Origin of the sequence: Pseudomaricurvus sp., assembly GCF_965662505.1 — a bacterium.
In the GTDB taxonomy this organism is placed as follows: Bacteria; Pseudomonadota; Gammaproteobacteria; order Pseudomonadales; family Cellvibrionaceae; genus Pseudomaricurvus.
On sequence record NZ_CBFIHX010000072.1, the window covers coordinates 1 to 18,726 of the forward strand.

An 18,726-nucleotide genomic window follows, 5' to 3' on the forward strand; every position below is an offset into this window, starting at 1 on the left:
ACTCAGGATCAAGTTGTGGGCTGGGAAATTGTCAAAGCCTACGGCGGTGAAGTGAAGGTGTTGAGTTTCTTTGACGATTGTTCGACTACTGCCATTGTGGAAAAGATTAAAGATCAGGATTAGAAAACTTAAAGGCAGAGCTGGCTACGAGAAGCCGACTTATTGTATCGCCGACACAGCCTTCCGAATGATCTCTTCAAAATAGCGCAGCCTGCCCCCCTGACTGCCGCTCTCGGTCTGGTATCCCTGAATAAACGTATCCAGATTGACCGTTTTCATATCTTCCTTGTAGCGAAACACATGCTGAAAGTTTCGCTTTCTCTGCCAATTGCTCAATCGAAACACATTCACTCGCATATCGGCGATATCAATCAACCCAAACTTACCATCCGGCAGCTGAATGATGTTGCCGAAGTGCAGCGAGCGGAACATCACGCCGGCATCGTGCAGTTCGGCGATGTAAGCGCCTAGACGACGGGAGAGTTCAGGGTCTTTGGAGTTGTCTTGCATGACCTTGCGTACGGTATCGCCTGGGATACCGTGGTAGAGGACGCAATCGCGCCGGGGATTGTCGGTTTTAAAGGTGTCCAGAATGCCTACGGTGGTGATGTGGCGCTTTTTCAGCTTGGCGGCGTTGGTGGCGAATTGTGTCGCGCGAGAGCGCAGTTTGGCCATGGAAACCGTGTGTTTATGGTAAAAGATTTTCAGGTAGCGATGTTCAGCCAAGACTACGACTTTGGGGCCGTGCTGGTCTTTTTCGATGACGGTGCCGGACTCGATCAGTCGGTCGAGTTCTGAGTTTTTTAAGGTCTTCATGCTTATGGGGTACCGTCGTGCAAGCGTTGCAGGGAGGTCAGGGCTTTAGCGCAGTTGTCGGCCAGATGATCGGGGTTGATGGTGCCAATGATGGCACTGCTGACGGCGCGGTGAGCGTAAAGAAAGTTCATGCTGGCCTGTACCGGGTCACTATCGGTATCGAGGGTGATGTGGCCGCTTGCCAGTGCTTTTTTGATTAAAACACCTTTGTTGTTGGCTTGACAAAAGTCGAGTACAGGTTCTTCTTGGTGATGGTTGAGGTTGTAGGTCACCATCACACAATCACTTTGTCTGGCCGCTTCAATGCCACCTTCGACCGTTTTGGTGGACATCCCAAAGGCGCGGATCAGTCCTTCCTGTTTCAGGTCTGCCAGTGTACCCAGTGCTTCACCCTGTCGAATAATATCCAGATCGTTACCGTCAGAGTGAACCAGAACCAGATCAATCATATCGGTGTCGAGTCGTTTGAGGCTGCGCTCCACGCTGCGACGGGTATGCCGGGCGGAGAAATCAAACGACGATTGCCCGCGCTCAAACTCTTCACCAACCTTGCTGCAAATCACCCAGTCGTGACGCTGGCCTCGTAGTAAAGGTCCAAGACGTTCTTCGCTGATGCCATAAGCCGGTGCGGTATCAATCAGGTTGATGCCCAAATCTTTGGCCAAATCGATTAAGTTCGCGGCCGCAGTATCGCTGGGCAGTTCAAAGCCTGTGGGGTATTTCACCCCTTGATTGCGGCCGAGTTTAACGGTGCCCAGACCGATGGGGCTGACACTCAGTCCGGTGTTGCCAATGGGATTGCGGTAGTTTGCTAAAGTCGCCATAGAAGTCAGGTATTGTTGATTTCGGGTAGGCTGCGGAAGTCAGCACAATCCCAGGGAGATTTCGCCACGGGCGCCTGAGGCAGGGCATCCAGTGCGGAGAGGTCTGGTGCAGGTGCGGCCGGATCAGAGCCGCCGCCTGGGTGAATGCCCTGTTGTCGAAGCAGCTCGAGTGTTTCGGTGGCCAGGTTGGGAGCCAGTGTCAGTTTGGTGGGCCAGACAACCGACAGGTTGCGACAGTGTTTGGCTTTGCCAATATAGGCCTTGTCCGGGCGCATCAAGTTCTTTTGTTTTGGCTCGGCCCGATTAACCGGCAGGGTTGCCCACTGTGCGCGAGATAAATCCAGCCACGGCATCAAGGATTTGAGTTCTGCATGGGCTCCGCGGATCAGTGCGTCGGGGTCTTTATCCACTCCGTCTTCCGCCAGACTGCCGCCCAGGTACCAGACCCACTTACCGTCACGACAGGGATGACTGGAAATGGTCAGGCGTGGTGTTTTGTCGGTGCCCAGACAGTGACCGTAAAAGCTGTAAGGCACATCCAGCTTAAGCATGACCTGTTGCAGTGGGCGAATCTGCATGGCGGGGCTTTGTTCGTCCAGTTGTTCCAGTAGGGCGGCGTTACCTTGTCCGGCACTGAAGATAAACTGCTTGGCTTTTACGCAGAGTTCGTCGCCATTGGCGGTGCGGATGTGCAGCTGACAATTACCCTGATCGTCTTTATCCCAGCGCGCTTGATCCTGAGTCAGCTGATAGGTTCTACCGCGGACATTATGAGCCAGAGTTTTCAGAACGCTCGGAACATCCAGAACGATATCCACCAGTTTGTAGAGTTGGCCTTTGAATGCCTCATTCTGAAAAATCGGCGGGCGGTCTTTGGCTTTCACTTTGTCAACGCGGCCGCGAGTGGCCTTACTGGCAAAGAAGGTGGTGAGTTTGGAGGTGACGCTGGCGGTTGACCACATGTAAAAGTGATCGCTGAGGACATTGGCGCCACGCAGATCGACATCACCACAGCCGGCCAGACAGTCTTGCCAGTGGGCGGGCATATCGGCAATGGCTTCGGAGGCTCCGGTGAGAGCGCCGCTGAGGGTGTACTTGATTCCGCCGTGGATCATGCCCTGCGAGGCAACGGACTGGTCGCTGCCCAGAGCACGGGCTTCAAACAGAGCGCATTGATAGCCGGCGCTTTGCAGGCGATTGATCAGCCAGAGCCCGGCAATACCACCGCCGATGATGGCGATGTCGAGTTCAATATTCTGCGACATGAGGTTCACGTATCGGGAATTTACGCAATTATACGGCTTTTCCAGGCAAAAAGCCTTGTTGGTGGCGGTCTGTTTGCGTGGCTTTGCTTGGCTTGTGACCGTGGTCTGGTATGCTGCCGGTTGATTTCTGCAGGACGCGACTTTTCTTATGATGCGCTGGCTTTACAGTCTGTTCTTTTACCTTTGCCTGCCCCTGGTGATCACCCGTTTGCTGTGGCGTGCCCGTTCGGCACCGGCATATGCGCGGCGCTGGAGTGAGCGTTTTGGTTTCTTCGAGGCGCGTCATAAAGAGCGTCCAGCCATTTGGGTACACGCGGTGTCCGTAGGCGAAACTCTGGCGGCTCTGCCATTGATCAAACAGCTCCAATCCACATTTCCCGATCACGATCTGATCGTCACCACCACCACGCCCACGGGTTCCGAGCGAGTACGGGCGAGTCTGGGTGATTCGGTATTTCATGTGTATGCGCCCTACGATCTGCCGGACTGTCTGGCGCGGTTCCTGCGGCGCACGCAACCGGCTCTGGCGATCATCATGGAAACCGAGCTGTGGCCAAATACCATCGCTGCCTGCCATCAGCGGCAGATCCCTCTGGTGGTGGCTAACGCGCGACTGTCAGAGAAATCGGCGCGTGGTTATGCGCGCTTTTCGGCGCTGGCTAAACCCATGCTTCAGCAGATCACCATGGTGGCGGCTCAGCATCGGGATGACGGCGAACGCTTTGTTAGACTGGGATTGCCCCTCACCGCGCTGGCGATCACCGGTAACATTAAATTTGATCTGACGCTCGATGATGCAGTGAGGCGAGAGGCGCAGGTGATTCGCAAGCGCTGGCAGGGGACGGGGCGACGCCCGGTCTTGCTGGCCGCCAGCACTCACCAGGGCGAAGATACGCTGTTGCTGCAGACTTATGAAAAACTGTTGCCGAGTAATCCTGATCTGTTGTTGGTGCTGGTGCCTCGTCACCCGGAGCGCTTTGATCGAGTGGTGACCGAAGCCGAAGCGGAATACCGCGTTCAACGACACAGCGAGGGCGGCACCGTGATGGCCGATACCCAGGTACTGGTGGGTGACACCATGGGAGAAATGCTGCCCATGTTAGGTGCGTCCGATGTGGTGTTTATGGGTGGCACCTGGGTGCCTAATGGCGGTCACAATCTGATTGAGCCCGCCGCCTGGGGCAAGCCTATTTTCTGTGGCCCTTCACTGTTTAACTTTGCTGAAGTGTCACGTCTACTGAAGGAGTCTTCGGGGCTAAAAATTGTGGAAACCCCCACGGATCTGGCGGTGGCGGTGGATCAGTTGCTGGCGTCGGATGTGCGCTCTGAGAGTATGGGAGAGGCGGCCAGACAGGTGGCTGAGGCCAACCGGGGCGCCTTGCAGCGATTGTTGGCGGTTATCGAAGAGAAATTGGTTTAGCGACTTACTTTGGTTTAGCGGCTTATATTGCCTTAGGCTAAAAACAGGCGCTGTTCGAAAGCTAAATCGGAAAGAACACTAAAGCGTAAGAAAACCAAAGCGTAAAAAAGCCCGCCGTTGATGACTCAAGGCGGGCTTTTTTGATGCTGTCAGAAACCTGCCTGACTACAGGGTTCTTTATCTGACTACAGGGTTCTTTATCTGACCGCGGTTTCGTAAGTGCTGCGGTCAACTTGGTTCTCGGCATCCAGCCAGCGGTTAAGCTTCTGCACATCTTCCGGTGTCAGGTTGCCTGCGGCTTCCTTCAGGCGCAGCATGTTGAGGATGTAGCCGTAACGGGCATCGTCGTAGTTGCGCTGTGCCTGATACACATTCTGTTGGGCAATTAACACATCAACCAGATTGCGGGTTCCCACTTCGTAACCGGCCTGGGTGGCTTCCAGTGCACTTTTGCTGGAGGTGATGGCCTGTTTACGGGCATTCACCTGAGCCACATTGGCCACCACAGACAAGTGCAGGGAGCGGGTTGCCTGAATGGTGTCACGCTGGGTTTGATTGAAGAGTTCTTCGGCTTGCATGGACTGTGCGTAGGCCTGACGACGCTCACCGGAGACGCGCAAGCCGCTGAAAATAGGGACATTCAACTGCACCGCAATGGTGGAGCGATCATCGACTCGGCTGTCGTTAGGAATGCCTCCACCGGAACCGTAGAACAGATCGGTATTGGTGTCGTCGCGGTTGCTGTAGGAATAGCTGGCGGTTACCGTGGGCAGGTGGCCAGAAGCTTTGGCGCGGGCATTCTCGCCGGAGGCCTCGGCATTGAGCTTGGCAACCTTGAGCGAATAGTTGTTTTCCAGGGCAAAATCGACCCACTCACTGCGTTCCAGCGGGGTGGGTTTAATCACTGGGTAGTTGTCCACCAACGGTGCCACGGTGTTCTCCGGGCGTCCGGTGAGCACTTCCAGGGCTTCAAACGCAATACCGAGATTACCCAGTGCTTCGAGGGTGGTTGCCGTGGCGTTGTCGTAAGCGGCCTGGGCTTCGTGCACATCGGTAATCGCGGTCAGACCCACATCAAAACGCTGCTTGGTTTGCTCCAACTGATGGCTCAAGGCTTTTTCTTCGGACTGCGCGGTTTTCATATTGTCGATAGCGCGAAGTACGTTCAGGTAAGCTTCCGAGACGCGAACGATCAACGACTGCTGATCGGCACTGAATTGGGCTTCGGCCTGGTCGCTGAGTGCGATGCCTTGTTGGTAACCAAACCAGGCGGACATATTAAACAGCGGTTGGGTCAGGCTGACGGAATAGGCTTCGTTTTCGGATTCGATGTCAGTGGAGCCTTGAGATTGTTGCCCTAGGCTGTTCAAGTTGCCAATAGTCGTTTGTTCCGACTCAGCGTAGGACGCCTCGGCATTGATCTGTGGCAGCAGCGCAGAGCGACCGATGGTCAGGGCTTCTTTGCCTGCACGGTAGGCGGCGGTGTCGGCTTTGAGTTGATGGTCGTTGTCCAGCGCGCGCAAATAAATATCTTGCAGGGTGTCGGCATGCAGGTTTAAGGCGCACAGGCTTAGAGCGCCTGCCAAGCCAAGGGTTAAGCGTCGCTTAAACATAGATCTTCCCGTATCTGGCTGAAAAAGGGCTAGTGTTAGCCTTTCTGTGATGAAATGATCCCGCGAGTTTAGCGGTTTGTGCCGGAAGCGTCGAGCTGTAGCCTGCGCGGTTGCCGTAAATTAGTGTTAATAGTGTGGGCGCTGGCTTAATTTTTGATTCATTAAAGCGTGGTCAGATATTCATCTGCTAAGCTCATGTTGTTTCAGGTGTTTTTGTGTCTGTCGTACTGATTATTGCTTCCCTTCCATTGATCGAGCTCTCCCTATGCACACCTTGTTTCTTCCAATACGTACGTTATTTTTTCCTATGCGAACAGTGTTTCTTCCTGCGCACACTGTGTTCCTTCGCAGTCTGACAATCATTTTGTCAGCCATTCTGCTGGCCGCCTGTTCAGCTTCGCCGGATTCGTCTGCGCGGAAAGATCCGTTAAAGCAAAAGGTTTCAGTGACCGTATCAGGTCCGGATATGCCCGTGACCTCGACCACGCCGTTGAGTTGGTATGCGGATGTGGCAGGCGTGCTGGCGCCCAGCGGGGATAGCAACAGCGACGCGGTTATCGCCAGTTTGCCGGATAAAGGCGCAGTGCCTGCCTGGATTCAGCAGGAAATACAGACGCAGATGGAAGCGAAAGGTTTTATGTTTGCGCAGGGCCCCACCCGTTATCAGGTGGTGGGCGCTATGGTGCTGGGCGATGGCGAGGCCAGTGCTAAAACGCAAGCGGTTTTCCGTCTGTTCCCCAGTCTGGAAGGTACCTCGGATGCCGAACACCCCAAGGGAACTTTACTGTTAGGAATCTGGGATTCAGAAACCAAGCAAGGGGTATGGCGCAGTGCTTTGCAGACCTTTGCCGAACCCCACGCCCCGGATGACGCCAAGCGCCAGCGCCTGAGTCAGTTGGTGTCTGAAGTCCTGTCGGAGCTGCAGCCCGCTCGCTCCTGATATCCGCCCGGCTTCATGACATCTGACTCAGGCTCTGACGGCTCAGTGTGAGCAGTAATTCCCGCAACCAGCGATGAGCCGGGCTCTTTTCCGTGCGCCGGTGCTGCAGCAAGGCAAACGGCAGTTTGGGGAAGCGCAGTGGGGACGGGAAGGGTACTGAATGCAGTTTGTGTTGATAGTTGCCCATCATGGTGAGGTGATGAGGGCCTACCATCAGGCAATCGGTGTTCATCAGTGTTTCCAGAGCCGCAGTCAGCTGTGTGGTATCAAACGCAATACGACGGCTGAGCTGCTGCTCTTTCAAAACCTGATCGATGATGCCGGTGTTGTCATCGGTCATACCCGGAAATGACACTCGGATATGTGGATAGCTCAGATAGTCTTCAAGACTGAGGGTGGATAGCTGGCTGAGAGGGTGCCCCACACGCATCAGGCAACCGGCGTCGCCGCTGCCGAGGGGAACACTGAGAAAGTCGTCAGGCACAGGTTGCAGGCGCTGAATGGCAAAATCCAGCTTGCCGGTGGCCAGCTGCTCCAGATAGTCCGGCGGCATATCGCAACTGGCCAGTTGCACATTCGGAGCCTGTTCACACAGGGCACGGACAATCAGCGGCAGGTTCATTTCTGAGATCCACTGGGGCAAGCCCAGGGAAAAGCGTCCGCGCCAGGCGGCGGGATCGAATTCTCCCCCATCCATTAATTCCTGTAGCTCTCCCAGCAGTGCCGGCAGGCGCAAAGCCAGCTCGTCGGTTTTGGGAGTGGGTACCAGGCCGTAAGCGGTTCGGGTAAACAGTGGGTCATTAAAGAGTTCTTTCAGTCGAACCAGAGTTTTACTCATGGCCGGCTGCGAGATGAAAAGCCGCTCCGCGGCGCGAGTCACGCTGCGCTCCTCAATCAGAACCTGAAGGGCGTAGAGCAGTTTGAAGTCCAGTCGGGCAAGCGGGGAGCGCTTCATCGTGTGCAGACCATCATGCATATTTCACCTTACCAATATTCTACTTTGGTTATGAATTTTATATAAAAAATGTCATTAGAGATATAACTGGTGGCGGGGTAAGGTAATGCGGTATTTATCAGCCTGTATCTAGGCCCACTTTTTGTAAAAAGAGTGACTAAACTCCTATTCACAATGGCTTTACCCATAATAACAACCGAGGTGTGAGAGATGATTCGATACGTTTCGACGTTCCTGCCATTAAAACGCTGTCAGGCGGTGGCCCGCGTACTGGCCGCAGCGGTACTGGCTGTGGGCGCCACCGACGCTCTGGCGGCAGAAAAACCCAATATCCTGATCATTTTTGGCGATGATATCGGGCGAACCAATATCAGTGCCTACAGTCACGGGCTGATGGGCTACAAAACCCCCAATATCGACAGTCTGGCCCGCGAGGGCATGATGTTCACCGATTACTACGGTGAGCAGAGCTGCACGGCGGGTCGTTCGGCGTTTATTACCGGACAGATTCCGGTGCGTACCGGATTGACCAAAGTGGGTACGCCGGGCGCCGATACCGGTATCCAGAAAGAGGATCCGACACTGGCGGAAATGCTCAAGCCGCTGGGTTATGCCACCGGACAATTTGGCAAGAATCATCTGGGTGACCGCAATGAATTTCTGCCCACCAACCACGGTTTCGACGAGTTTCTGGGCAATCTCTACCATCTGAATGCTGAAGAGCTGCCTGAAAATCCCGATTACCCGCAGGATGCCTGGTTTCAGAAGGTTGCCAACCCCCGTGGTGTGATTCACAGCTTTGCCGATGGCCGCATCAAAGATTCCGGCCCGCTGAACAGAAAGCGCATGGAAACCGTCGATGAAGAATTTGTGGGCAGTGCGAAGGATTTTATCGATCGAGCTCACAAGGCGGATAAGCCTTTCTTTGTTTGGCTGAACACCACCGGCATGCACTTCTGGACGCATCCCGCGAAAAAGCATCTGGGTAAGTCGGGTCAGGGCTTTTATAACGACGTGATGGTGGCTCACGATGCACTGGTGGGCGAAATGCTGCAGCAGTTGAAAGACCTGGGCATTGAAGACAACACCATCGTGCTTTACACCACCGACAACGGTCCGCACTACAACACTTGGCCTGATGCGGCGATCTCCCCGTTCCGCAGTGAGAAAAACACTAACTGGGAAGGGGGCTTCCGTGTTCCGGCTCTGGTGCGCTGGCCGGGCAAAATTGCTCCGGGGCAGGTCTCAAACGCCATCATGTCTCACCTGGATTGGGTGCCAACGCTGATGGCAGCGGTTGGTGATGACAAGGTGGTCGAAGAGCTGAAGAAAGGTCGCTCCTTCGGCAGTAAGCAGTTTAAAGTGCATCTGGACGGTTTTAATTTCCTGCCTTATCTCACGGGCAAAGAGAAAGAAGGGCCGCGGATGGATTTCTTCTACTTCAGTGACGACGGTGATTTTCTCGGCATTCGTTCCGGTGACTGGAAAGTGGTGTACGCCGAGCAGCGCGCTCACCGTTTCGATGTCTGGCGTGAGCCGTTTGTGAAATTGCGTATTCCTAAACTGTTTCATCTGCGTCGCGATCCTTTCGAGCGCGCGGACACCGATGCCAACAACTACGACACCTGGTGGGAAAATAACGCCGGCAGAATCTTCTACGGTTCCGCGAGAGCCTTGCGGTTTGCCCAGACGTTTAAGGAATTCCCCGCTCGTCAGGCTCCTAACAGTTTTACGGTTGACGGTATTATGAATGACATGACGAAATTTCGTTCCGGCAAATAATATTTTCACCGGTACTCAGCCTGCAAACGCCGCCCGCTTTGGGCGGCGTTTTTGTTTTCAGGCACTTATTTGTGATCAAGGCTTCCGGTCATACAGAAAACTGCACTACACTCTGATCTTTACTCTCATCGTTAAAATCACTCAAATACAATACAACTCATACACGCTGGCGTTGATAAAGTCCGGCGTAGATCACTGCAGGATGCCCGTGAACTATCTGTTGAATACGCTACGCTTCCATATTTCTCGTTCGTTTCTCCCTGTCACTGCACGCTTTCTTATCACGTTGATGGTGAGTGGCTTGTCGATGTCAGCAATGGCGACGGATGACGTTGAGGCTAGTCTCACTTCAGATCCGCGCCTGCACGCCGAATTTGTCGGCCGTGAAGTGTGCAGCGATTGCCATCAGCAGCAGGATCAACTCTGGCAGGGTTCTGATCACGATTGGGCGATGAAGCCGGCTGACGATCAGTCGGTACTGGCTGATTTCAATGATGTGACGTTTGATCACTACGGTGAGAAAACCCGATTTACCCAAAAAGACGGCAAGTACTGGGTCACGACTGACAATGCTAAAGGTGAGCAGGAAACCTTCGAGGTGCTCTACACGTTTGGGTACTACCCGCTGCAGCAGTATCTGTTGTCGATTGGCGATGGGCATTTGCAGGCGCTGGGGGTGTCTTGGGACAGTCGCTCGAAAAAAGAGGGCGGCCAGCGCTGGTTTCACCTCTACCCGGATGAAGCGATTCCCTTCGATGACGCCCTGCACTGGACCGGTCCTTACCAAAACTGGAACAACCGCTGTGCCGATTGTCACTCCACCAATTTACAACGCAATTACGATCTGGAGAGCCACAGCTACGATACCGGCTGGTCGGAAATCAATGTGAGTTGCGAAGCCTGCCACGGACCGGGCAGCAAGCACGTCCAGTTAATGCAGTCGTCCGGCAAAACCGACGGCAAGGCGGTGACCGCGGACAATCATCAAGTACAGAATAGTGATCAGGCACAGACTGGTGATCAGGTACAGAATAGCCATCCAGCCACGAGCGACCATCACGGTTTTGATCGCTCACTCGATCCCGTGGGGCAGTGGCTGCACACGGAAGACTCCGTTACGGCGCAAAACCCTCAGGCAGTTGGTGTGGACAGTGAGCAGTTGAGCGTCTGTGGTACCTGTCACTCGCGCCGGTCCATGCTGGACAATCAGAACCTGCCGGGCGATTTTCATCAGAAAGACCGGTTGCAGCTGGTGGAACAGCCACTGTATTACGGCGATGGCCAGATTCGCGACGAGGTCTACGTACTGGGCTCATTTTTGCAGAGTAAAATGCACCAGCAGGGCGTGGTGTGCAGTGATTGTCACGAGCCTCACAGCCTGAAGCTGAAAGTGGAGGGCAACGGTGTTTGTGCCCAGTGTCATCGTCCGGATGTGTTTGATCAGCCGGAGCACCACCACCACCCGGTGGGATCAGCCGGTGCCCAGTGTGTCAGCTGTCATATGCCGGAGACTACGTACATGGTGGTCGATCCTCGACGGGATCACAGCTTGCGGATACCGCGTCCTGACCTGAGTGCCAAGTTCGGCACGCCCAACGCCTGTAATCAGTGTCACACTGACAAGGATCCGGCCTGGGCCAGTACGGCGGTGGATCAGTGGATGAAGGCGTCGGGTAAAAAGCGCAAATGGCACTTCAGTGACGACCTGCTGCCAGGTCTCAGCGGTGCGCCGGATGCAGCGCAGCGATTGATGAAACTGGCCATGGCGCGCAACATCCCCGATATGGTGCAGGCCTCGGCGGTTTTGGCGCTGGAAAACCATCTGTCGCCACAGTCTGTTTTGGTGGCTCAAACCCAGCTGCACAATGACGATGCCATGGTGCGGTCAGCGGCTGTGCGGGTGCTGACGACATTGCCGCCGGAGCAGCGCTGGGAAGAGTTGAAATCACTGGTCAATGACAGCAGCAAGCAGGTGCGTCTGACGGTGGCAGAAAACACTGCGGATGTTGATGCCAGTACGCTGTCACCTGCTGAACAGGACAGCCTGAAAGCCTTGCAGCAGGAGTATCAGGCATTTTTGACTCGCGATCAGGACACCGCCGACGGGCAGATGGCGCTGGGCGTGTATCGTTTGCGTCAGGGCGATTTAACCGGTGCCGAAGCAGCGTATCGGCAGGCTCTGAACATCAACAGCAGCCAGATGGTCGCGTATTTGAATCTGGCGGATCTTTACCGTCAGACCAATGATGAGCAGAAGGTGCTGGAAACCCTGCGCCAGGGACTGGAAAAACTGCCACAGGCCGCGCCGTTACACCACTCGCTGGGGCTGTCTCTGGTGCGACAAAAGAATTACGCGCACGCGTTGAAAGCTCTGGAGGCAGCCGCCAAGCTGCAGCCGGGCAACGCCCGCTACGGTTATGTTTACGGGCTGATTCTGCAACAATTGGGGCAGGACAGCGCTGCAATGAGGGAGTGGCAGCGGGTGCTGACCATGTACCCGATGGATCGCGATACGCTGATGGCCATGTTCAGTGCCGCTCAGCGCAGCGGCAATGGGGCGATGATGCTCAAATACGCTCAGCGTCTGTCGGATATGGCGCCGGGAGACACACGCTGGCAACAGATGGTACAGCAGCTGCAGCAGCATTTTGGAAATTGAGGTAGAAGGTTCTAGGATGACGAAGGATTTTTTAAAGCCCCCTTTTGGGCTCGATGATGTGGAAATACTGGAGCGTGAGTCGCTCTACAAAGGCTTTTTCCGGATGGAATGCCTGCACTATCGCCACAAACGCTACCGTGGTGGCTGGAGCGAGACTATTAGTCGCGAAGTGTTGTTTCGCGGCGATGCGGTGGGGGCGGTGCTCTACGACCCCGCCAATGATTTGATCGGACTGGTGGAGCAGATCCGCCCTGGCGCATTCGCTGACCCCAATGGACCTTGGTGCCTCGAAGTGGTGGCGGGTATGGTAGAGCCCGGTGAGACGACCGAAGCCGTCGTCTGGCGGGAGATGCAGGAAGAAGCTGATATCACGCCATCCCACGTGGAATACATCTGTCAGTATATGGCCTCGCCCGGCGGCTGTGATGAGCGTCTGCACGTTTACTGCGCGCTGGCGAACCTGGACGGTCTGGACGGTGGCGTCAGTGGGCTGGACGAAGAGGGGGAAGATATTCGCCTGCTTATTATCCCTGCGGCTGAGGTTTTTGCCGAACTCTACAGCGGTCGCTTTAACAACGCCGCCACCATGATTTCACTGCAATGGTTGCAAATGAACCGCCCGCGTCTGCAGCAAGAGCACAGGTAAGCGCGTGGTGAATGGGGTAAACTGAGGTTTGTGTTGCTAACCTGAAGCTGCCAAAGAGTGTATGAGGTACTTATGCTGAATAAAGGGCCCGGTCGTTACAAAGTCGATCTGGCGGGTCAAATGGCTTGCTGCGAGGCGAATTACGCCCGTCTGCTGAAGTTGATGCCTACCTTCGATCAGCGCGATCAGTGGCAGTACGATGTTCAGGCTGGAGAATCCACCTGGAATATCTCCCTGCGTGTCACCGAGCGAGCCCGATACACCACCATGCTGGAGGTCACTCAGCGCAACGGTTTGCAGCACTGGGGCAGCTCCCCTCAATTGCAGGTACGCCTGTATCACGATGCCCGAATGGCCGAAGTGGTTGCCTGGCAGGAGCACCGTCGCGTGCGCCCCAAATACGATTACCCCAATCAGAAAATGTACCAGCGCGACGAAAAGGCGCAGTTCAATCGTTTTCTTGAAGACTGGCTCAGTCACAGCCTCGCCCACGGTCAAAGTTGTCAAGTTGTACCACTTTGATGTGGATTTGTGACGGGGTTCAGGCAATTCCTCCTCTCTTCTCCCATGCAGGCCCAATCGGGCTGATATAATTTCCTCATAGACAGTTGTAACCGATTGTTGTTATCGCGTGCTGTAACTGTCTGAGCGATCAGGTTGATCGAATGGTCTGTTGGATACCGCCTCAGTGGATGAAATTAAGTACATGGAGTGCTTTTTGTGGCGCGTACTGGCACTATAACCCTTGCAATTCAAGGATGATTGAGAAGACAAGATGGACTTGAGAATTGTGTATAGTACTAAGATGTTGTCGCCCATGCGGTTAATCCAAATCACCGATTGTCACCTAGGCTCCCATCAGGGCGAGTCCCTGCTGGGGCTGGATACTGATGAAAGCTTCGCCGATGTTCTGCATCGCCTTTCCTGTCATGAAAAAGACGCTGACTTTGTCGTCGCTTCCGGTGACGTCGCCAGTGATGGCGCTGTGGAAGCCTACGAGCGTTTCCTCGGCTCCCTGAAAGCCCAGTTCGATCGTCCGGTGGCCTGGTTGTCGGGCAATCACGATCTCGACGATCTGATGCAGCAGTTTCCCCGAGAGCAGGTACAGCGCGAGCATATTGAATTTGAGCACTGGCAGCTGATTCTGCTCAATTCCAGTATTCCCCACGAAGAGCGCGGCGAGATTGCCGAAACTGAGCTCGAGCGTCTGCGCCGCTGCCTGGACACCTGTGACAAGCACGCTCTGGTATTTGTGCATCATCAACCGGTGCCTGTGGGGTGTGACTGGCTCGATCAGTATGTGATCAGCAACGGCCCGCAACTGCTGGATATTCTCAGTGAATACCCCCAGGTGAAAGGATTGGTATGGGGGCATGTGCATCAGGATTATCACACGCGCCATCAGCACTACAGCTTGTACGCAACCCCATCGACCTGCATCCAGTTTAAGCCCAACAGCGACGATTTCGCCCTGGATGACACCATGCCCGGTTACCGCTGGTTCAATCTGCATCAGGATGGACGTCTGGAGACGGGAGTTGAACGCGTCGACGAAAAAGCCTACGGTATCGACTTTGCCTCTGCAGGTTACTGATCAGTCAATAGCTGCTCATACATTGCCGCTGAGAGCACCGATACACACTCAAAGCGCCCTTTTCTTATGCCTCCTGTCCCTACGTCAACGCTGGTTTACATCCACGGTTTCCTAAGTTCCCCACAGTCAGTCAAGGCTCAGGTCACTCAGCAGTGGCTGCTTGAGCATCGCCCCGATATCCAATACCACTGTCCGCATCTTAGCCCCTATCCGTTGGAAACCGAACGCCAACTCAGGGACATGATGAATCAATTGGGCGATCAAACCGTGGGCTTGGTGGGCAGTTCGCTGGGTGGCTTCTGGTCTACCTGGCTGGTGGAGCACTACAACGCCAAAGCGGTGTTGATCAATCCTTCGGTGCGTCCCTTTGAGTTGACGGATCGTTTGAATGGCGAGCCGCAGAAGAACTATCACACCGACGACACCTACCTCATGCTGCCCGAACACGGTGAGCAGTTCCGACAAGCCTATCGGCCAGAGCTGAAGGATCTCAGCCGTTACTGGTTACTGGCGCAAACCGGGGATGAAACTCTGGATTACCGTCAAGCGGAAGAACGCTATCAGGGTTGCCGTCAGCACATTGAAGAGGGTGGCGATCACAGTTTTCAGCATTACGAGGCGCACCTGCCCGAGATTGTCGATTTCCTCTTTGCCTCCGCGTGAGCAGCCCCGATATGTGGTACCGTCCTCATATGTGATAGCACCTTGATATGTGGTACAACAACAACCTGATTGCCGTTGACGGCAGGGTTGATTGAATCCCTGTCGAAGTGCACAAAAAAACAACAGATCAGCCGCCGCTGACTGTCGATATTCGAATTAAACCCAGGTTTTAAGATCGCGAGCAGGTTTTAAAGCCGTTGAGATTGTAAGACCACTGTATGGCGAACTATTCCTCAGAAGATATTGAAGTCCTCACGGGCCTGGATCCGGTCAAAAAGCGTCCGGGCATGTACACCGAGACCACGCGCCCCAACCACCTCGCGCAAGAGGTGATCGATAACAGTGTCGATGAGGCGCTGGCGGGGCACGCCAAGAATATTGAAGTTATTCTTCACAAAGACCAATCCATCACCTGTTCCGACGACGGTCGCGGCATGCCGGTGGATATCCACCCCGAACAGGGTAAGCCCGGGGTTGAAGTGATTCTCTCGACTCTGCACGCCGGGGGTAAATTCTCCAACGACAACTATCAGTTCTCCGGCGGTCTGCACGGCGTGGGGGTGTCGGTGGTGAACGCGCTGTCACAGGCGCTGGAAATTACCATCAAGCGCGATGGCCAAGTCCATCGTATGGCGTTTAAGGATGGCGACAAAGCCACCGATCTGGCGGTCATCGACACTTGCGGCAAGCGCAATACCGGCACCAGCGTGCGCTTTTTGCCGAACCCCAAGTATTTTGATTCCCCCAAGTTCTCCGTTTCCCGTATGCGTCATATCCTGCGAGCCAAGGCGGTGTTGTGCCCTGGACTGCGGGTCATTTTCAAAGATGAACAGAGTGGCGAGACCGATGAGTGGCTTTACGAAGACGGTCTTAAAGATTACTTGATGGCTGCCACCAACGGCTGGGAAAGCCTGCCGCAGGAGCCGTTTATCGGTACCTTTACCGGTCAGACCGAAGCCGCTGACTGGGCGGTACAGTGGTTGCCGGAAGGCGGTGAACTGATTCAGGAAAGTTACGTCAACCTGATTCCGACGGCTCAGGGCGGTACCCATGTTAACGGTCTGCGCACCGGTCTGCTGGATGCGTTGCGGGAATACTGTGAGTTTCGCAACCTGTTACCGCGCGGCGTGAAGCTGGCGCCGGACGATATCTGGGCCAACTGTTGCTATGTGTTGTCGTCCAAACTGGCTGATCCGCAATTCTCAGGTCAAACCAAAGAGCGACTGTCCTCCCGTGAAGCCGCTGCCTTTGTGTCGGGCGTGGCCAAAGACTCCTTCAGTCTGTGGCTCAATCAGCACACAGAGGACGGCGACAAACTGGCTGAGTTCTGCATCAGCAATGCTCAGAAGCGAGTCCGCTCCAGTAAAAAAGTCGCCCGTAAAAAAATCACCCAAGGGCCTGCACTGCCGGGCAAACTGGCTGACTGTTCGACCGGTGAGCCCGAGCGCGGTGAGCTGTTTCTGGTGGAAGGGGACTCGGCCGGTGGCTCTGCCAAGCAGGCGCGGGATCGTGAGTATCAGGCGATTCTTCCGCTGCGCGGTAAAATTCTCAACAGCTGGGAAGTGGACAGCCAGGAAGTGCTGGCGTCGCAGGAGATTCACGACATTTCCGTGGCGCTGGGGATCGATCCCGGTTCTGATGATCTGACGAATCTTCGTTACCACAAAATCTGCATCCTCGCCGATGCCGACTCCGATGGTTTGCACATTGCCACCTTGATCTGCGCTCTGTTCGTGCGTCACTTCAAACCGATGGTCGCTGCCGGTCATGTGTATGTTGCCATGCCGCCGCTTTACCGTATCGATGTTGGCAAAGAAGTGTATTACGCCCTCGACGAAGCCGAGAAAGATGGTGTATTGGATCGCATCAAGGCCGAAAAGAAAAAAGGACAGATCGGCGTACAGCGCTTTAAAGGTCTGGGTGAAATGAACCCGCTGCAACTGCGCGAAACCACCATGGATCCAGACACCCGTCGGCTGGTGCAACTGAACATCGAGCCTGGTGACGACACCAATCAAATCCTCGACATGCTGCTGGGTAAAAAGCGCGCCTCTGATCGCAAGAGCTGGCTGGAATCCAAAGGTAATCTGGCAGAAACGGGATTGGAAGCGGGGTTGGTTGAAGAGCCTGTGCCGTAAACTTTCCAGTTTTATGAAAGGGAATCCATTGGGCTGTGAGTTCCAGCGTAATACTGACCAATCACATGGGTGTATATCTGAGTGGTTTTTACGTCATTGTGGCCCAGCAGTTCCTGTACGGTACGAATGTCAGTACCGCCACGTAATAATTGTGTGGCAAAGGAATGCCGGAATGTATGGCAGGTAATGCGCTTATGTGACAGGTTGGCTGCAATGGCCGCTTTACGTAAGGCTTTTCGTATTACTGTTTGATGCAAGTGGTGGCGACACAGTTCTCCGGTATCCGGGTGAGCACAGAGTAATGACGCAGGGAATAAAAATGCCCAGGCTGTAGTTCTTGGTGCGTTGGGGTACTTGCGAGACAGGGCCAGAGGTAGAGATGTGCCGAAGCCCTTGTCTTTATCCTGTTGTTGGCAGTGCTGGGCAAATTCAAGTTGCTGCTTTATCGCATCTATTAACGAATGGGGTAATAAGGTTTGTCGATCCTTGTTACCTTTACCATCTCGAATAGTCAAAGCTAAGCGTTTCAAGTCAAGATCCTGAATACGTAACCGCAAACACTCAGAAATTCGCAAACCGCTGCCATAGAGTAAGCCGATAATCAGGTGATCTCGTGGTTTCAGATGAGTCATGAGTTCCGCGATTTCAGCGGGTTCCAGTACGGTGGGTAAGTGCCGTTGTTTTGTGGCTAAGCTAAATCCCAGCTCGCCTAACTCCTGCTTTAATACTTTGTGGTACATAAAGACTAATGCATTTAGCGCAACTTTTTGCGTGTTTATCGCAACTTTACGCTCAACGGCCAAGTGAGTGAGATAACGGGTAACCTCTGCAGCTCCATAGTCTTTTGGATGCTTCTTTTCTAAGAAGTAGATATAACGTTTGATCCAATGAATGTATGTTTTTTCAGTGCGTAAGCTGTAACCACGTAAGCGAATTTCATCTCTGATGCTATTTAGAAATGGGCTGGCCATGCGTAACTCCTCCATGAGTTTCTGTATTTATATACAGTGTTTTGTGGTGTGTCAAATTCACGATGATGATAGCTGGTTGAATGGCTCGCTTTGTTCTGGTATTAATTGGTAATCAATGCAGAATCAATGACATACAGGTTCAGGGAAGTAGATTTGGGGAAACCCCATATCCTCAATTAACGAGCCGGCTCGCTTTTAGCTGAAGGGAATACGCAGCAATTTCTATTTTCTCTTTAATTTCAAAGTGATACCTCTCCCTGGCGGCTGAATGCTTTTTTGCAAAGCGAGCCGGCTCTATATACAAATGTTAGGCATCAGTATGGAAAACTACGAATCTAAATTGCTATCAGTCGTCGCGGATGAGATGCCATTAACTAAAGGCTGCATTCCCTATGCAGATTTTTCTTCACTGGTATCAATAAAGACAGCAGGTGCATACG

Annotated in this window: 15 protein-coding genes; 9 read left to right on the forward strand and 6 right to left on the reverse strand. The window is 54.0% G+C overall.

What is annotated here, in order from left to right; genetic code table 11:
- Window positions 1–159: 159 nt before the first annotated feature.
- Genes ACTG33_RS10940 through ACTG33_RS10950 form a run of 3 tightly spaced genes read right to left on the reverse strand, consistent with a single transcriptional unit; the run spans window position 160 to window position 2,905 of the window.
- The gene (locus ACTG33_RS10940) at window positions 160–816 is read right to left on the reverse strand and encodes a hypothetical protein (protein WP_439135248.1); all 657 of its coding nucleotides are present in this window, start codon (window positions 814–816) and stop codon (window positions 160–162) included.
- A 2-nt stretch (window positions 817–818) separates the two neighbouring features.
- Window positions 819–1,640 (reverse strand): aldo/keto reductase, encoded by an 822-nt coding sequence (locus ACTG33_RS10945; RefSeq protein ID WP_439135249.1) that lies wholly within the window; start codon window positions 1,638–1,640, stop codon window positions 819–821.
- Between the two features lie 5 nt (window positions 1,641–1,645).
- On the reverse strand, window positions 1,646–2,905 hold the full coding sequence (locus tag ACTG33_RS10950; RefSeq protein ID WP_439135250.1) for an FAD-dependent oxidoreductase: 1,260 nt from the start codon (window positions 2,903–2,905) through the stop codon (window positions 1,646–1,648).
- A gap of 148 nt (window positions 2,906–3,053) precedes the next feature.
- Here ACTG33_RS10950 and waaA point away from each other — a divergent pair, with 148 nt between their 5' ends.
- Window positions 3,054–4,325, forward strand: coding sequence for a lipid IV(A) 3-deoxy-D-manno-octulosonic acid transferase (gene waaA, locus ACTG33_RS10955; protein WP_439135251.1), 1,272 nt, complete (start codon window positions 3,054–3,056; stop codon window positions 4,323–4,325).
- Between the two features lie 197 nt (window positions 4,326–4,522).
- Here waaA and ACTG33_RS10960 read toward each other — a convergent pair whose 3' ends face one another.
- Entirely contained in the window at window positions 4,523–5,938 is a 1,416-nt protein-coding gene (locus ACTG33_RS10960) for a TolC family outer membrane protein (RefSeq protein WP_439135252.1), read from the reverse strand.
- Window positions 5,939–6,404: 466 nt separating this feature from the next.
- Here ACTG33_RS10960 and ACTG33_RS10965 point away from each other — a divergent pair, with 466 nt between their 5' ends.
- The gene (locus ACTG33_RS10965; protein ID WP_439135253.1) at window positions 6,405–6,878 is read left to right on the forward strand and encodes a hypothetical protein; all 474 of its coding nucleotides are present in this window, start codon (window positions 6,405–6,407) and stop codon (window positions 6,876–6,878) included.
- A 13-nt stretch (window positions 6,879–6,891) separates the two neighbouring features.
- Here ACTG33_RS10965 and ACTG33_RS10970 read toward each other — a convergent pair whose 3' ends face one another.
- Complete coding sequence (locus ACTG33_RS10970; RefSeq protein ID WP_439135254.1) at window positions 6,892–7,854, reverse strand: LysR family transcriptional regulator; 963 nt, start codon at window positions 7,852–7,854, stop codon at window positions 6,892–6,894.
- A 189-nt stretch (window positions 7,855–8,043) separates the two neighbouring features.
- Here ACTG33_RS10970 and ACTG33_RS10975 point away from each other — a divergent pair, with 189 nt between their 5' ends.
- From ACTG33_RS10975 to parE, 7 genes are all read left to right on the forward strand, one after another.
- Window positions 8,044–9,615 (forward strand): arylsulfatase, encoded by a 1,572-nt coding sequence (locus tag ACTG33_RS10975; protein WP_439135255.1) that lies wholly within the window; start codon window positions 8,044–8,046, stop codon window positions 9,613–9,615.
- Between the two features lie 208 nt (window positions 9,616–9,823).
- A complete protein-coding gene (locus tag ACTG33_RS10980; protein ID WP_439135256.1) occupies window positions 9,824–12,274 on the forward strand; it encodes a tetratricopeptide repeat protein in 2,451 nt (816 codons plus the stop codon).
- A gap of 16 nt (window positions 12,275–12,290) precedes the next feature.
- On the forward strand, window positions 12,291–12,920 hold the full coding sequence (locus tag ACTG33_RS10985; protein WP_439135257.1) for an NUDIX domain-containing protein: 630 nt from the start codon (window positions 12,291–12,293) through the stop codon (window positions 12,918–12,920).
- Window positions 12,921–12,992: 72 nt separating this feature from the next.
- Window positions 12,993–13,442 carry a DUF1249 domain-containing protein gene (locus tag ACTG33_RS10990; RefSeq protein WP_439135258.1) on the forward strand — a complete coding sequence of 150 codons (450 nt, stop codon included), beginning with the start codon at window positions 12,993–12,995 and terminating at the stop codon, window positions 13,440–13,442.
- A gap of 295 nt (window positions 13,443–13,737) precedes the next feature.
- Complete coding sequence (gene cpdA, locus ACTG33_RS10995) at window positions 13,738–14,514, forward strand: 3',5'-cyclic-AMP phosphodiesterase (protein ID WP_439135259.1); 777 nt, start codon at window positions 13,738–13,740, stop codon at window positions 14,512–14,514.
- Between the two features lie 66 nt (window positions 14,515–14,580).
- Window positions 14,581–15,177, forward strand: coding sequence for a YqiA/YcfP family alpha/beta fold hydrolase (locus ACTG33_RS11000; protein WP_439135260.1), 597 nt, complete (start codon window positions 14,581–14,583; stop codon window positions 15,175–15,177).
- 218 nt (window positions 15,178–15,395) lie between these two features.
- Window positions 15,396–17,315: a DNA topoisomerase IV subunit B gene (gene parE / locus ACTG33_RS11005; RefSeq protein ID WP_439135261.1), complete on the forward strand. Its 1,920-nt coding sequence runs from the start codon at window positions 15,396–15,398 to the stop codon at window positions 17,313–17,315.
- 11 nt (window positions 17,316–17,326) lie between these two features.
- Here the strand turns inward: parE and ACTG33_RS11010 are convergent, their stop codons facing one another.
- A complete protein-coding gene (locus tag ACTG33_RS11010; protein ID WP_439135262.1) occupies window positions 17,327–18,286 on the reverse strand; it encodes an integron integrase in 960 nt (319 codons plus the stop codon).
- Window positions 18,287–18,726: the final 440 nt, after the last annotated feature.